Source organism: Zobellia uliginosa, from assembly GCF_018860745.1.
Classification (GTDB): Bacteria; Bacteroidota; Bacteroidia; order Flavobacteriales; family Flavobacteriaceae; genus Zobellia; species Zobellia uliginosa_B.
Genome location: NZ_JAHKPY010000003.1, coordinates 900,354 through 915,615, shown reverse-complemented (window position 1 = coordinate 915,615; position 15,262 = coordinate 900,354). Strand labels below are relative to the sequence as shown.

Below are 15,262 nucleotides of genomic sequence, written 5' to 3'. Positions count from 1 at the left end.
ACAAACTCTTATTAATTGCTGATATTTAATGATTTACAATCAAAATATATGCCATTCATTACTCTAAATCTATGAAATTGACATTTAATTCTATCATTATTGAATAAGTACTATTGTTATTGAAACTTTTAACCTAATAATACTATTCCACACACATTACACTCCCCTCCTGTCGTCGGCTCACATAATAAGTGTTCCATTACCTTTTGAAAAGAAAGTTTTTAGAAAGAAAAAAATAAAAGAAGATTGGAGTAAATAACTTCGCTTTTACCAAAGCAAAGTTTCATAACGCAAGACATTATAGTACAAATGTTATCATTGGTATTTTATGAGAGGAGTCCATTTGATAGCTATAATGTAGTATTATGTAAAATATCCCTTAACCTTCTGAGAATCCTATAATTTAGGACTTACTCATATTTAATAAATAGAAAACCGTAGCCTGATACCACTATTTTAGTTTGTGAAAAATTGATATAACTAATTACATCTGTTTCTTCAAATTCCAGTTCAGTAGTCCATGTCTGTCCTGCATCTATGGTCGAAATCACCTTGTTTTCTGTAGATATTGCATACCACTCATCCTGAGTTCGCATGTAAAACCGTTTAATATTTGGATATACGGTTGACCATGTTTTTGCAAGATCTGAACTGCGCAATAAATTGCCTTCAGCATCAATTGTAAGAATCAAATCAGTGTCAAAAAATTTACCCTGATAAAGGGTTCTTTCAGAATTAACTGTCACAGAATCTATTACTTCCCAGTTTTGATAATCATCAGACCGCATTATTAAATTTGTATCTGGTTCACCATACTTCCAACCTTTGCGATATACTCCGGTACCATAAATTTTACCATCAGACGGTGCTTTTTTAATAGATCTTATTGAGCCATAATATTTTGCTCCCCCAGCTCCTTCCGGTCTTAATAGCCAATCCGTATATTTTTTTTCGTAGGTACCGCCAAAATCAGAAGAATATCCATAAGTAAACATATTATTGGAATAGAATACTTGATTTTCATCAATTATTATGTTCATACCTTGACCACTTCCGGGGTCCTCGAGAGCTGCTGCCAAATATTTATTTTTTTCCGTTTCGAATTTATTCTTAAATAGTTGAAGATTATATCCATTGGTCACAGCTGCATTTCCTGTTATACTATCAATTTCAAAATTGCTTATACTACCATTCATTACATTAGCTACTTGGGTAGAAATAAAACTCTCAGCTGATGGTGAAATTTTAAATAGTCTATTAGACCAAGAGCTAGCGCCAGAAAGAAGGTCACCTAAAACGTAAATATCATCATCATTATCTAGTACAATAGCTTTTTTTAACTCTACATTGCCGTCAAGTGTTAGTTGGTTCCAACCTTTTTTAAGTGCATAAAAATAGGCGACTTCGCTTAGTTTTCCATCCACCTCCACAGCTATTTGAGATGGCCCCGTCTTTTCAGTTTCTAGAATAAGTTTTATTTCTGTACTTGACAGGGAACTCGGTTCAATCACAGTATCATTGACAAAGACTTTTGTTTGAAAGTCGGTTTGATTGAAATTGTCTCCAATAATAATTAATTCATCACCTGTGAATAGGTATTCTTTAGAAAGGTTATTTATCACAGGTATAGTAGCTTCTGGCTCTTTTTCAATTTGTGTTGGAGTGATGCTTTCCGCGTCATTTTTACCACATCCGGTAATAAATAAAATTAAAAGAGATGATAGTATTAAGGTTTTCAAATTCATTCTGGTGATTATTTTGTATGTTTTTCTAACGTAAAAGCTATTCGTTTAGTATTATTGATTTGGCTACCCCCTTTCGCATAAATGTAGACGGTCATTTAAAATAACTTAAATATTATTTAGTAATATATTAATACAGACTAAAACTCCGGTAATACTACTTCCTCAATTTTTGCAATAGCCTCACTTACGGGAGTTTCAGACTTTCTTAGGTTGATAGCCATATGGTTGACTCCTACATTTTCATAAGACTTTAAGTATTCGGTAAGATGGTTGATGCCTACCGTACCTCCAAAACGCTGTGGTTTGAAAGCAGCATTATCATTTGGATCTAAGTTTAAATGTATAGCAGAGATATAAGGTTTTGCTGCTTGGTCTTCATCATACAATGCATTACACCAGTATTTTCGGTTCTCCAAAGTTTCGGCAACAGGTCTTGGGTAATTAAACCAAGCTTGTGCGTTTTTTGCAATCCAATTGATACTTTGTCCGGAATGACCAGCGACTACAAGCGGAATGTCATTTTTCGGTTTAGGATAGACTTCAATACCACTGGTTAAAAAATCGTATTTAGATTTTAAATTGCTATTTGTTTTCCAAGCTTCTTTAATGATATCAAGATTTTGTCTAAAGATTTCAGGTCTTTTTTTATAGTCGATATTATACATTGGAAACTCCACAGGTCTGTCTCCCAAACCTAAGCCTAACAATAGTCTGCCATCACTTAAATTTTCTATGGTGGCAGCAGCTTTCGCTAATTTTATAGGTTGTTGTAATGGCAATACTATGGCAGCTGTACCCAACAAAATGTTTTTGGTAGCTGCAGCTAAATAGCCCAAATATGGAAGCGTATCGAACAATTGTGCACCATCCCCAAAATTAGGGTCATATACAGGAACATCTCGCATCCATAAAGCTGCGAATCCAGCTTCGTCAATTTGTTGTGCCAATGCTAAATGGTTTGAAATGTCTGGAACTCCAAAAGGTCTATTGTCTTCCAAACGTTTGCGATTTCCTTCGGTTGACCAATCGTTATCTAAAGGAAACTCTATACCAAGTGTCATTTTACCTGGTTTGTATAATTTATCAAATGGATTCATAGTGTTATTTGTTTTTGAAATCATCAGGTATCTCTCAGGACACCTGATGATTTTCAAGATTAGTTATTCCAGATACTATCTGCAGTGTATGGTCCGTTGTCAACTTCCCAAAATTTACCATCTATAAAGCGGTATCCCTTATCTAAATCCTTCAGTAACGTCATATCTTCTTCTGTAAGCGTATGGTTTAACGTCTCTAAATTCTGAAGCAATCTCGCTTCATTTATAGATTTAGGAATGACCGCAATGCCTCGTTGCATAGTACATGCCAATGCTACTTGCGCAGGCGACATACGTCTTGCTTTGGCAATGTTTTTTATCGTATCATTTTCTAACAAACGTAGTGTGCTATTTTCATCTACAAGCGAACCTAAAGGTGCGTATGCAGTTAGCAGAATATCGTTTTTTACGCAGAATGATTGTAATGCTTCTTGCTGTAAAAACGGATGCATTTCTACCTGATTCATCTCTGGTTGATGCACTGCATTCGCTAGTATTTCTTTCAACTGATTTTCATTGAAATTGCTCACGCCAATATGTTTTGCAAGTCCTTGCTCTAAAGCAGCTTCCATCCCTTTCCAAGTATTGGTTAATGGTACTTCTGAAAGCGGAATAAAATCAGATGCTTTTTCTGGCATTTCTGTTCCTTTTTTAAGAGCGACAGGCCAATGGATAAGATACAGGTCTAGATACTCTAGTTGTAAATCTTCTAAAGTCTGGTTCAGTGCAGGAATCACATTCTCTTCACCGTGGGAAGCATTCCATAATTTGGAAGTCACCCATAAATCTTCTCTAGTAACCAAACCTTGTTGTATAGCATCGGCAATGGCGTTACCAACTTCTTTTTCGTTTCCGTAAGCTGCAGCGCAATCTATATGTCTATATCCCATTTTAATAGCCGAAAGTACAGCATTGTACACTTCATTTGGTTCAGAACGAAACGTTCCTAAACCTAAAATTGGCATTTCGTCGTTGTTTCTAAATTTTAATGCAGTCATTATTTAAATTTTTTCTTTTTTGAATAAAACTAAGGTTAACAAGAATCCCACAATCACTAGAATACCACCTACCCAAGGAGTCGCTTCAATACCCAAGCTCGATTCTACAACCATTCCGCCTACATAAGCGCCAATAGCAATACCAACGTTAAAAGCTGCAATGTTTAAGGCAGATGCTACATCTTCGGTTCCTGGTAAATATTTTTCAGCCATCTTCACCACGTATAATTGCAATGCAGGTACGTTTGAAAACGCTAATATTCCCATAAAAAACAAGGTTACGATGGCAAAAATCTGACTAGAAGCAGTGAAGTATAACACAAACAATACTATGGCTTGTAAAGCAAACATTACTAATAATGCTTTTCCTGGTTTGTTGTTAGAGACTTTACCACCTATGATATTCCCAATTGCGATGGCAATACCATAAATTAAAAGGAATACACTAGTCATATTTGAAGAGAAACCAGTTACTTCTTCTAACAGCGGAGTTAAGTACGTAAAAGTGACAAACGTACCACCATAACCAAATGCGGTAATGGCTAATACCAATAAAATAGACGGATTTTTAATCACTTTTAATTGGTCTATAAGTCGTAATGGAGCCGATTGTTTGATGTTTTTAGGAACCAAAGCCAAACTAGCTATTGTACCTACTAATCCTAATAAAGCAACACCAATAAAAGTAGCTCTCCATCCAAAATTCTGACCAATGTATGTTCCTAAAGGAACACCAGTTACAATAGCCACAGTAAGACCTGCAAACATTATAGAAATAGCTGTTGCTCGCTTATCTTTTGGCACCAAACTAGCTGCAATGGTAGACCCGATAGAAAAAAATACACCGTGTGCGAAACCTGTTACCACTCTAGATAATAACAATAACTCAAAACTTGGTGAAATAGCTGCTAATCCGTTACCAATGATGAAAAGCAACATAATTCCCATTAGTAATTGTTTTCTTGGAATTTTACCAGTTAAGGCAGTTAAAATGGGTGCACCAATGGCAACACCAATGGCGTACAGACTTACTAATAATCCGGCTGATGTTAATGATGTGCCTAGGTCGTTTGCAACGGTAGATAATAAACCTACAATTACAAATTCCGTTGTTCCTATGGCAAATGCACTTATGGTCAATGCCCATAATGCTGCTGGTAGACTCTTCTTTTTGGCTACCGTAGTATCTCTATGTATTGTTGATGTTTCCATAATTTCTAATTGTTTTTTGTTATTGTTATTTAATGGCAACAGGGTTTATTTGTACTTGCGTAGAGCCTTCATATAAAGGGTGACCTAATACAAAAAGGAATTCCCAGGCTTTATCCTCAACCAATTCATCTACAAGAATATTTTCTAATACTTGCACACCGTATTCGGTTGCCATCATTTGATTTACAGGGAAAGAAAGCGCGCTGTTTTCGTGTGGTACTGCTTCAAAAGACCAGTTGTCTGCACCTGCTGCTACAATTCCTTTTTTACCTAGATAATGCGCAGCTTCCGTACCAATTCCAGGTCCGCCAGCTAAATAGCGTTTATCATCTTTACCCATTAGTTTTGTCCATCCCGTATAGAACAATACCACATCGCCTTTACGGATTTCAATGCCTTGTTTCTTGGCTACTTTTTCAATGTCTTCTACTGTAAAAACAGTGCCTTCTTTTACAATATCTTGATTGTAATATGAGCGCATATTCAATACAACACCTCTAGTTACAATTGGAGGTAATTTTTCTAGACCTAATTTTTTTACACCAGAAACAGTTAAAAAATCTTCAACTTTATGTCCGTTATAATGCACATTGTCTCTACCGTAATGTGCTAATCCGTTTATTTGAGACCCAACACCTGTCCAACCAATTAATTGGTCATCTACGTAAGTGAATTTGTTAGAACCTGCAGCAGCAGTTTCTGGTTGTAACGTTTCAATGTGAAAGTATCTGTGACGGAAAGCTGCAGTTTGAGCATTTACCACCATTCCTAAGCGGTATACTTTTCCTTTTTTAACCAATTTTACCGCATCTAAAACTGTTTCTTCATTCAAAAGGTTTAGTGCGCCAATTTCATCGTCTGCTCCATAAGGTGACGTTGGTACTTGTTGTGCGTTTGTAGTTAAAGCAGTAAAAAGTGTAGCTGCTAAGGCAATTGTTTTTAATGTATTTACTATTGTTTTCATTTTAATATGTTTTTAAATTTCTTATACAAATTTCCGATTAAAGCTAGGGGTGTGCGAGGATGTACATCACCATTTTAAAGTGATGTACATCACATTTAATAATGCGCATACATCACTTTATTTTTAATTTTATTTAATCTTGAATCTTCATTTTTAGAACCAAGTAAGGCGGTTTACTAGCATCTTTTCCTTCATTTAATAAAGGAAGGTTGTGAAGTTGATTTGCTACGATATATAAGTAGTTACCGTGTATGGCAACACCATCTGGCCAAGACAGGTCTTTTTTGGATTGCGCAATGGTTTTCATTCCAGCTGGCGTACTTTCTACAATAGCTGAATTTTCAACATCGGTGACATACACTTTACCGTTTGCACCCACTTTAAATCCGTCAGATTTTGGTTTGTTGGCATAAAACTCGATGTACTTATTAAGGTCGCTATCTTGCTTACTTTCATCCGCTAATACAGCAGACGGAATACGGTAAATTTTGGTGTTTCCCATTGCACCATAGTAGATATACTTGTTTTCGTCATCTATGGAAATTGGATTTAAAGGATATCTTGGCTGAATGGTAGTACCGTCTTTTCTTTTGTGGGATACTAATCTACCGTGAATTTTCACTGGTTCATCAGCAGACAAAAATGAAGCATTCCCTTCCATAACTCGTCTTATATAACCTGTTTCTAAGTTTATCACTACAAAAGCTGGCGCAATTGGCGGATTTAAAGCATCGGTCATATCTGCAATTACAGCAGTGTTGTTTTTTACATCGATTACAAAATCTTGTAAAAAAGGTTTTGATGACAATACCGTATTTGGAATAGGAAAAACCTTTGTGACGTTACCGGTAACCAAATCAAATCCAACCAATTTGGGAGCCTGATTTTGTTTGATGTTACCCATATCCAAAACCCAAAGGATTCCATTAGCATCTGCTTGAATTCCGATGGTTGAATTGATACCTTTTATACTTCCGTTTTCTGGTTTTACAATCCACTCTTTATCTCCAAAAGGAATAGCTTCTCCATTAGGTAAAATTTCTTTTACCATATATTTTGAAGCGCTTAAGGCACTCATTGTTACAAATATTCTTCCATCGTTAGACACTGTTATATTCCCTGGTCTAGATTCTGGAAATGTTGCTATAGTTTCTAATTGTGCTTGTGCTAATAGTGTAAAATTCATTACAAATGCGAACAAGACTGTTTTTATAATTGTTACTGTTTTCATCGTTATTGTTTTTAAAATTGAATATGATTTAATTAGTTGCCTAAAAATTTCTTTTGGGTTGATGGGGCTACCCAGATAACATCGCTTGGGTCTCTGGCAATGGCATCAAAAACGAGAACGTCTAACGGACCTTCTAAAATTTTTCCGTTACCGTGCGATGTACCTTTGCCCCAAAAAAGTAAGTCGCCTTTTCCTGCAACAACAGGACCTTTATCGGCTACATAAAATTCTGCTTTGCCATTTAAAATGTAGAGGTAGGCATCAGATTTTGCGTGGTAATGCATAGGTACTTCGTCATACAGCCTAAAAATTCTAACACCTGCGTGTTCACGGTCTATTAATCTGATGTCTTTGATGATACCATTATGACTTTTGGGAAGTAGCGTTACGTATTCATTAATATTGATAATACCGTAGGAGTTACCCATTAACGGTCTTTTGTCTTCTTGCGCATAGGCGTTAAAACCTATGGCAATTACTGTAAATAATAGAAAAAGTGTTCTTGTAGTTTTCATAGTACATTGTATTTAATTGTTCGATACAAAATTCTATGAAAACAAAGGGGTGTGCGAGGACATACATCACGGATTTTTTGTGATGTATATCAATATGGAAAAGTGATTTAGGTCACTTTTAGCTATTAAAACGACTTAAAGTCTCTCTGGATACGCCTAAATAGGAAGCGATTAATTTTTTAGGAACGCGTTGTATTAATGTTGGAAGCTTATTTAATAGGTACTCATACCTACTTTCTGCGGTCATTGTAAGTAAAGACAAGATTCTTTGTTGAAGATTGATGTAACCGTGGTTCGATTTAATTCTGAAAAAATTAGCAACGGCAGGGACTTCAAAACAAATTTTTTCCCTGTTCTCTAAAGACAAACAAAAAAACTCAGAATCTTCAAGACAATCTACAAAAATAGTACCAGGTTCTTGATGTTGAAAAGCACAATGGTCGCTCACCCAATAGTTTTCCATAGCAAATTGAAGAATGTGTTCTTTGCCTTTTTCGTCTATGGAATACGCTTTTACCAAGCCTTTGATAATCCAATATTCAAAGTCTACAGGTTGCCCTACTTGTATTAAAAATTGGTGTTTTTTAAGACTCTTAAATTCAAAGTGCGATTGTACAAAGTTCCACTCCTCATCAGTTAAAGAAACGATTTCTTCAAAATGTTGTTTTAATAATTGAAACTTGTCTTCCATAAAGCAAAAATACTTTTCTTTATTTAAAATGTTATTTATTGTTGCATATTATATTAACTAGACAACCAGTTAAAGAGCATAAATTTACTTTACACAGTCATTAAAAATACATTTTCATTCCACACACATTACACTCCCCTCCTACCGTCGGCTCGTATAATAAGTGTTCCATTACCTTTTAAGAAGAAAGTTTTTAGAAAGAAAAAAATCAAGGAAGATTGTAACAACTTTGCCCGCGCACCAACCCGCTCAAAAAAGAAAGATTCTTATCTATATTTTTCTGCCGTAACCAAAGCTCAAGTTACATAACGCGGAACATTATAGAACAATTTGATCATCCTGTAAAAAGGCGCATGCTTGCATTTGATATAATATCAGATATGACGCCTTTAGGTTCATATCGACAGATTACTGAAATGTTTTAAAACACTTTCTTACAGTAACAAACTGCCCATAATTTTAAATCGCTATTTGTTATAAACTAAAAAGTTGATGTAAACATGAGTTTCATCAACCTTTTAATTTTGTCAGCTATTTAATTAAGAAAACTATGCTTCTCCTCTAGCAGGATAATCTGCTTTTAAGATATAGTCGATACCACCTAAAACATCGTTAAAACTAGGTCTGCCAAATGGCATAGACTGTATAGATTCCCAATAAACTGTTTGTTCTGGAGTTAACAAAAACAATCCAGGTTCGGTAAAATGTTTAGGCTCGTTGTTAATACCTTCAGAAATGAATAAACCCCATTCTCTGGCTTCTTCTATAGGTAAACCATAACCCAATGGAATATCTGAAATGTCCCATTCGCCATACGTGGCTTTGGCAACTTCTTCAGTGTCTGTACTAATGGCTATTACAGAAATGCCACGTTGTATAAACTTATCTAACTTTTTCTGTAGCTCTTCTAACTGCATTTTACATACAGGGCAATGTTTACCCCTGTAAAACAATATCATGGTAAAATTTTCAGGTGATTGATCACTCAATTCCCACGTGGTATCATTCACTAATTTAATTGCTAACTCGGGTGCTTTTTGTCTCGGTTTTATCATGCTTCTATTATTATATTTTATTTGAACTTAATTTAGGCGTAAAAATGAATTATGGTTGACACAAATGTTCCGATAAAGTCTACTAGATTCTTTCCTTTATACTTGCGCTAATTAGATTTATACACTAAAGTTAATTTCGTCTAATTTTTTAAGACGATTCTAAATCGTGCATTTCCTTTTTCTAGATGTTCTATTGCTTCATTAACTTTTTCCATAGGAAACTCCTCTACCGTTGGGTAGATAGTATGTCGTACACAAAACTCTAACATTGTTTTGGTTAGAGCCGGACTTCCTATAGGGCTCCCTCCTACTGTTTTTTCTCCTCCAATTAAGCCAAATGCTGGAATAGCCATGGGTTCCAATACTGCACCAACAGTATGCAATCTACCTTTAGGAGCTAGAGTTGTTAGGTAAGAATTCCAATCTAAACTTACATTGGTGGTGTTTAGAATGAAATTTAGACTTCCTGCAATAGTTTCTAATTCCTTAGGGTCTCTGGAGTTAATCACTTTGGTGGCACCCATAGCTAAAATCTCTTCTTTTTTAGCAGGGTTTGAACTAAATGCGATAACCTCGCAGCCCCAGTGTTTTAAGAATTTAATAGCCATATGTCCCAAACCTCCTATTCCAATGACACCTACCGTATCCGTAGGTTTCACATCTGCAAGTATAATGGGGTTGAATACGGTAATGCCACCACATAACAAAGGTCCGGCTTTACTTAAATCTATTGCTTGGGGAAGAGGAATTGCCCATGACCAATGACCACGAACATAATCTGCAAAACCTCCATGTCTTCCTACTATGGTAGATTGGGAATTTTTACATAAATGATGTGAACCTTCCATACACTGTTGGCAACTCATGCAGGAGGCAGATAGCCACCCTAAACCGACTTTATCTCCAACTTTAATATTTTTTACAGCATTACCTGCCGCTACTACTTCACCAATAATTTCATGCCCTGGCACAAGGGGATATTGCGTCATTCCCCATTCATTGTTCATCATACTTAAATCTGAATGACAAACCCCACAATAGGACACTTTTATATCTACCTCCTCTGAGCCTAACGTACCTAATTCATAGGTGTAAGGCTTTAATTTTCCCTTGGGCTCAGAAACTGCATATGCATTTACTTTCATATATGTGTTTTAATAATTACCATTTTTTTAATTGATTTAAGGATTTGTAGACCATAAAGATGCATTGACCAACATGGCTCTTCCCGGAAGCTTCAAGCCAGCAACTATTAGGGCGGCAAAATCTTCTGGTTTTAAAACCTGATCGTTGTCTTCTTCATCTACAATACCAGCTTCTATAGCCATATCCGTTACGATTGTACTAGGTGTAAGTGTACACACCCTAATGTTGTTTTTACGAACTTCTTTCATTAAAGATTCTGACATACCAATAACCGCGAATTTTGATGCGGAATAGGCAGATACGTTTGCATTACCATTTAATCCTGCAGTAGATGCAACATTTATGATATCTCCTTCATTCTTTTTCAATAAAAACGGTAGCACTTCTTTGGTTACAAAATAGGTGCCCAGCACATTTGTTTCAATCATTTGTGTCCATACATCAACCTCCATATCATTAAAGGATCCCAAAGTAGCAATACCAGCATTGTTGATTAAAATATCTACATCACCAAGGGTATTCAAAATTTCCTTAATACTATTTTTTACTTCCTCATACTTACTTATATCAAAAACGGAATACATCGCTTTAACGCCGATTGCCTCTAACTCGGCAACGGTCTGTTTCAAGGTCTCTTTATTTCTACCCGTAATAGCTATTTCTACTCCTTCTTTAGCCAGTGCTAAGGCGGTAGCTCTACCTAAACCTCTACTGCCACCTGTAATTATGGCTTTTTTACCTTTTAAATCTTTCATCTTTTTTATTTAAATTTTAGTTTCAATATTCTAAATAGTCCCGTGGACCTTTCAATACCTTCTCCAAAAGCAGGTGACTTGTGTATCTGATTGGTTGCAATATATAGCCAGTCTCCCTGGATTCTTACACTATCTGGCCAATCGAAAAAAGGACTCTTTTTAAGTGTGCTTAAGGTCCCGTCTTTTGAAAGCACATCAATGCTATTATTTTGAATATTGGTGAAATAATGATTGTAGTTTTCATCTGTAGCAGCACCATCACAAATTGGTTTTTTGCCTACCACAGCAATATGTTTTATGATTTCCTCATTTTGTGCACCTTCCCTTATCTGCTTCGTGGGTACTTTATACCATTTGGTGCCATTCATTGGACCATAATACAGCGTGTCCCTGTCAACAGAAATAGTAATTGCATCTAAAGCAATACGCACAGGTTTTCCTTTTCTATAGTGCACCTTATTATCTATGATGATGTCAATATCTTCCGGTTGCATGCTTGGGATATCAATAATTTTTGAAAATTCATTTTTACGAATATCAATGACAATAATTCCTGGGTTTCTAACATCGGCTAAGTATACAAAGCCATTTGTTTCATCCACCACCAAATCTTGTACAAAACTAGTACTGGGTGCAAATTCTAAAGGAATATTAAAACGAAGCACTTCTTTTCTGGTATCAATATCATAGGCAAATAATCTAGTATGCCCAATATTTAGACCTACATCAAGCACCCAAAGTCGGTTTTTGTTATCAAAAATAATACATAGGGGAGCATCTAATTTATTGTCTGATTTGTTATCTGAAGTGGATTGTACCTGCTCATTAGGAAAAGGTACATAAGTTGACTTACCCGTAATTTCTACTAATTGATAGTTGCTAGGTCTAAATGGATGAATACTAGAAAATATTCTTCCTTCCTTAGAAACCGCTACATTTCCTGGGGTAACTTCTAGTTCTGCTACCACTTCAAGGGTTCCTATTGCTTTTTCTTGCGCTACTATAGCGATGCTTTTTAAGAAAAACAATGAAAATAGTATGGATAATTTTAGGCATATATTCTTCATATTATTTGAATTTTAATTTCAGAACTCTAAAAAGTCCATCTGACAACTCCTTGCCATTAGCAAAAGCCGGTGTTTTATGCACTTGACTAGCTGCGATATATAACCAATTCCCTTGTATTCTAACGCTATCCGGCCAATCTAGTAATGGGTCTTTTTTTAAGACACTTAATTTGCCATCTTTTGAAAGGACATCAATACTATAGTTTTGAATATTGGTAAAATAATGATTACCATGCTCATCGGTATCGGCACCATCAGAAAATGGCTTGTCTGCCAAGACGGAAATCTGTTTAATTATTACAGCATCAGTTGCTCCATTACGAATGTTTTTAGTAGGTAGTTGATACCATTTTGTACCATTCATAGCACCATAATACAAGGTTTCTTTATCCGCAGAAATGGTAATGGGGTCTAAAGCGATTCTGGCAGGTTCACCATTTAGGTATTGCACTTTACCATCTATGACCATATCGGCATCTTCAGATTGCATAGTGGGTAGGTCAATAATTTTACGGAATTCATTTTTATTGATATCCACCACAATAATTCCAGGATTAGTTACACAGGCCAGATACACAAATCCGTTTTTATCATCGACCGCTAAATCTTGAACAAAACTGTTGCTTGGAGCCAATTCCTTAGGAATATTGAACCGCATGAGTTCTTTTTTAGAGTCAATATCAAAAGCATATAATCGAGTACGCCCAATACTGAAACCTGCATCAAGAACCCAAAGTCGGTTTTGATTATCAAAGATTAACCCTTGTGGTGTATCAAATGTATCATCAGATGCAGACGCTGTTTTAGGTTGTAATTTTTCACTTGGAAAAGGAACATAAGTGGTCTTGCTGGTAATCTCCACCAATTTGGTCGTATTGGGTCTCATAGGGTGAATTGTGGAAAACACCCTGCCTTCTTTTGAAACCGCCACGTTACCTGGGTTAATATCCATTTCGGCTACTATTTCTAGTGTACCTATTGGTTTATCTTTTTCTGCTTTCGCCAATTTGTTTTGTTGACTAGACCCTATAAAGAAGCACAGTGAAAAGCTGATTGATAATAGGAGACCTATACTTTTATATTTTATATTTTTCATAATCTATATTTGTGATTAATTAATATGTGCATAGCGTTTCACAGAACTATTGCATGGCATCTACCACGGGTTTGCTATCCACAATCTGTTCAAAATTTATTATTTTTCCGTCCTTAAGTTTCCATATGTGAGACACACGGGCGGTAAATGATTTGTTCGTTTTTTTATACGTTCCCGAATAGGTTCCAAAGGCAATGACCTTATCATCACTAGCCACATAATCTTCTACATTGAATTTAAAGCCGGTCCATTCTGTTCCTATTTTGGAAAATATATTGGTAACGACTTCATCATAACCTGTATAGGTGCCTCCATAAGGAAATCCTTTGGCTTCCGTCCAAGTGGCATCTTCCGCTAAATATTTTTGAAGTGTATTGCTATTTTCTTCATACGTGCTTTTTACGATTTCGAGATTTGAACTATGGTTAACTGTACGCTTTTGGCTGTAACAAGAAAGTGCTGTAAGTGTGATTATTAATAGGATACTAAAATTTTTCATCTGTTTTTAATGTTATGCCCTGCTTTTAATGATTTGAAAAGAAAGACTTGTTAAATTTATTTTAGGTAAAGTGGAACTATTGATGCTTTGTATGTTTGTAATTTGTGTTATCTGTACTTTAATTTTAACACTAGAAAAGGTGCGGTAGACAATTCTACACCTGTAGTAAAGGCAGGTGATTTATTTATCTGATTGGCAGCAATAAACATCCAATCTCCATGTATTCTTATGCTATCCGGCCAATCTAAAAGAGGGTCTTTAATTAATGTAGTAAGCTGCCCATCTTTAGAAAGCATGTCTATGCTATAGTTCTGAATATTGGTAAAATAATGATTGCCATTATCATCTGTAGCGGCACCATCGGAAAACGGTTTTTCGCCAACGAGGGAAACACGTTTTACGAGTTCATCATTCGATTCTCCTTCCCTGATATTTTTGGTGGGCAATTGATACCATGAATAACCATTCATAGGGCCGTAATACAAGGTCTCCCTATCTGCCGAAAGCGTTATGGGGTCTACAGAAATTCGGGCAGGATTGCCCATCCAGGTTTGTACTTTACCATCTATAACAATATCGATATCTTCGGATTGCATACTGGGTACGTCTACAATTTTTCTGTATTTCTTTTTCTTGATGTCAATTACTATAATTACAGCTTTAACAGGGTCTGCCAGGTATACAAATTCGTTTATTTCATCAACGGCAAAATCTTGGAGAAAACTGTCATTTGGCGCTAACTCTTTAGGAATATCAAAACGCATTAATTCTTCCTTGGTGTTAATATCATAAGCGAAGAGTCTGGTGTACCCTATTTTGAAGCCCAGATCCACCACCCAAAGACGATTTTTGTTATCAAATAACACACCTAGAGGTGCATCAAACTTGGAATCTGATTTGGTGTCTTCTGTAGATTGTAGCTCCTTATTAGGAAAAGGAACATAGCTAGTTTTACCGGTAATCTCTACCAATTGAAATTTGTATGGTCTTAAGGGGTGTATGGTAGAGAACACTCGACCTTCTTTTGAAACCGCTACATTCCCTGGGTTTACATCCATTTCGGCTACAATTTCAAGTGTGCCAATTGCTATCTCTTGGGCTGCTACCTGTACGCTATTGTATAAAAACAGCGAAAATGTCAGCCATAATACGATTCCCTTATTTTTAATTCTATAATTTTTCATTAGATAT

Annotated in this window: 15 protein-coding genes; all 15 read right to left on the bottom strand. The window is 35.8% G+C overall.

All coding sequences use genetic code 11. The annotated features are described in order from the left end of the window. Nucleotides 1-410: 410 nt before the first annotated feature. Entirely contained in the window at nucleotides 411-1,745 is a 1,335-nt protein-coding gene (locus tag KO521_RS07725) for an IPT/TIG domain-containing protein (protein ID WP_215939317.1), read from the bottom strand. Nucleotides 1,746-1,882: 137 nt separating this feature from the next. After that, nucleotides 1,883-2,842, bottom strand: a complete 960-nt coding sequence (locus tag KO521_RS07720; RefSeq protein WP_215939316.1) for a TIGR03571 family LLM class oxidoreductase — start codon at nucleotides 2,840-2,842, stop codon at nucleotides 1,883-1,885. A gap of 59 nt (nucleotides 2,843-2,901) precedes the next feature. Then, entirely contained in the window at nucleotides 2,902-3,840 is a 939-nt protein-coding gene (locus tag KO521_RS07715) for an aldo/keto reductase (RefSeq protein WP_215939315.1), read from the bottom strand. Between the two features lie 3 nt (nucleotides 3,841-3,843). Beyond that, on the bottom strand, nucleotides 3,844-5,052 hold the full coding sequence (locus KO521_RS07710) for an MFS transporter (RefSeq protein WP_215939314.1): 1,209 nt from the start codon (nucleotides 5,050-5,052) through the stop codon (nucleotides 3,844-3,846). Nucleotides 5,053-5,077: 25 nt separating this feature from the next. After that, nucleotides 5,078-6,016 carry a cyclase family protein gene (locus KO521_RS07705; protein ID WP_215939313.1) on the bottom strand — a complete coding sequence of 313 codons (939 nt, stop codon included), beginning with the start codon at nucleotides 6,014-6,016 and terminating at the stop codon, nucleotides 5,078-5,080. Between the two features lie 133 nt (nucleotides 6,017-6,149). After that, nucleotides 6,150-7,247, bottom strand: coding sequence for an L-dopachrome tautomerase-related protein (locus KO521_RS07700; RefSeq protein WP_215939312.1), 1,098 nt, complete (start codon nucleotides 7,245-7,247; stop codon nucleotides 6,150-6,152). Between the two features lie 32 nt (nucleotides 7,248-7,279). Then, entirely contained in the window at nucleotides 7,280-7,762 is a 483-nt protein-coding gene (locus tag KO521_RS07695; RefSeq protein ID WP_215939311.1) for a cupin domain-containing protein, read from the bottom strand. 118 nt (nucleotides 7,763-7,880) lie between these two features. Further along, the gene (locus KO521_RS07690) at nucleotides 7,881-8,453 is read right to left on the bottom strand and encodes a Crp/Fnr family transcriptional regulator (protein ID WP_215939310.1); all 573 of its coding nucleotides are present in this window, start codon (nucleotides 8,451-8,453) and stop codon (nucleotides 7,881-7,883) included. Nucleotides 8,454-9,001: 548 nt separating this feature from the next. Further along, entirely contained in the window at nucleotides 9,002-9,508 is a 507-nt protein-coding gene (locus KO521_RS07685) for a peroxiredoxin-like family protein (RefSeq protein WP_215939309.1), read from the bottom strand. Nucleotides 9,509-9,648: 140 nt separating this feature from the next. Next, nucleotides 9,649-10,653, bottom strand: a complete 1,005-nt coding sequence (ahr, locus tag KO521_RS07680) for an NADPH-dependent aldehyde reductase Ahr (RefSeq protein WP_215939308.1) — start codon at nucleotides 10,651-10,653, stop codon at nucleotides 9,649-9,651. A 36-nt stretch (nucleotides 10,654-10,689) separates the two neighbouring features. Then, nucleotides 10,690-11,409 (bottom strand): 3-ketoacyl-ACP reductase, encoded by a 720-nt coding sequence (locus KO521_RS07675; protein ID WP_215939307.1) that lies wholly within the window; start codon nucleotides 11,407-11,409, stop codon nucleotides 10,690-10,692. Between the two features lie 5 nt (nucleotides 11,410-11,414). Further along, nucleotides 11,415-12,476 carry an L-dopachrome tautomerase-related protein gene (locus tag KO521_RS07670; RefSeq protein ID WP_215939306.1) on the bottom strand — a complete coding sequence of 354 codons (1,062 nt, stop codon included), beginning with the start codon at nucleotides 12,474-12,476 and terminating at the stop codon, nucleotides 11,415-11,417. A 1-nt stretch (nucleotide 12,477) separates the two neighbouring features. Continuing rightward, on the bottom strand, nucleotides 12,478-13,572 hold the full coding sequence (locus KO521_RS07665) for an L-dopachrome tautomerase-related protein (protein ID WP_215939305.1): 1,095 nt from the start codon (nucleotides 13,570-13,572) through the stop codon (nucleotides 12,478-12,480). A 46-nt stretch (nucleotides 13,573-13,618) separates the two neighbouring features. After that, entirely contained in the window at nucleotides 13,619-14,071 is a 453-nt protein-coding gene (locus KO521_RS07660) for a nuclear transport factor 2 family protein (RefSeq protein ID WP_215939304.1), read from the bottom strand. Between the two features lie 107 nt (nucleotides 14,072-14,178). Continuing rightward, nucleotides 14,179-15,255, bottom strand: a complete 1,077-nt coding sequence (locus KO521_RS07655; protein WP_215939303.1) for an L-dopachrome tautomerase-related protein — start codon at nucleotides 15,253-15,255, stop codon at nucleotides 14,179-14,181. Nucleotides 15,256-15,262 lie beyond the last annotated feature (7 nt).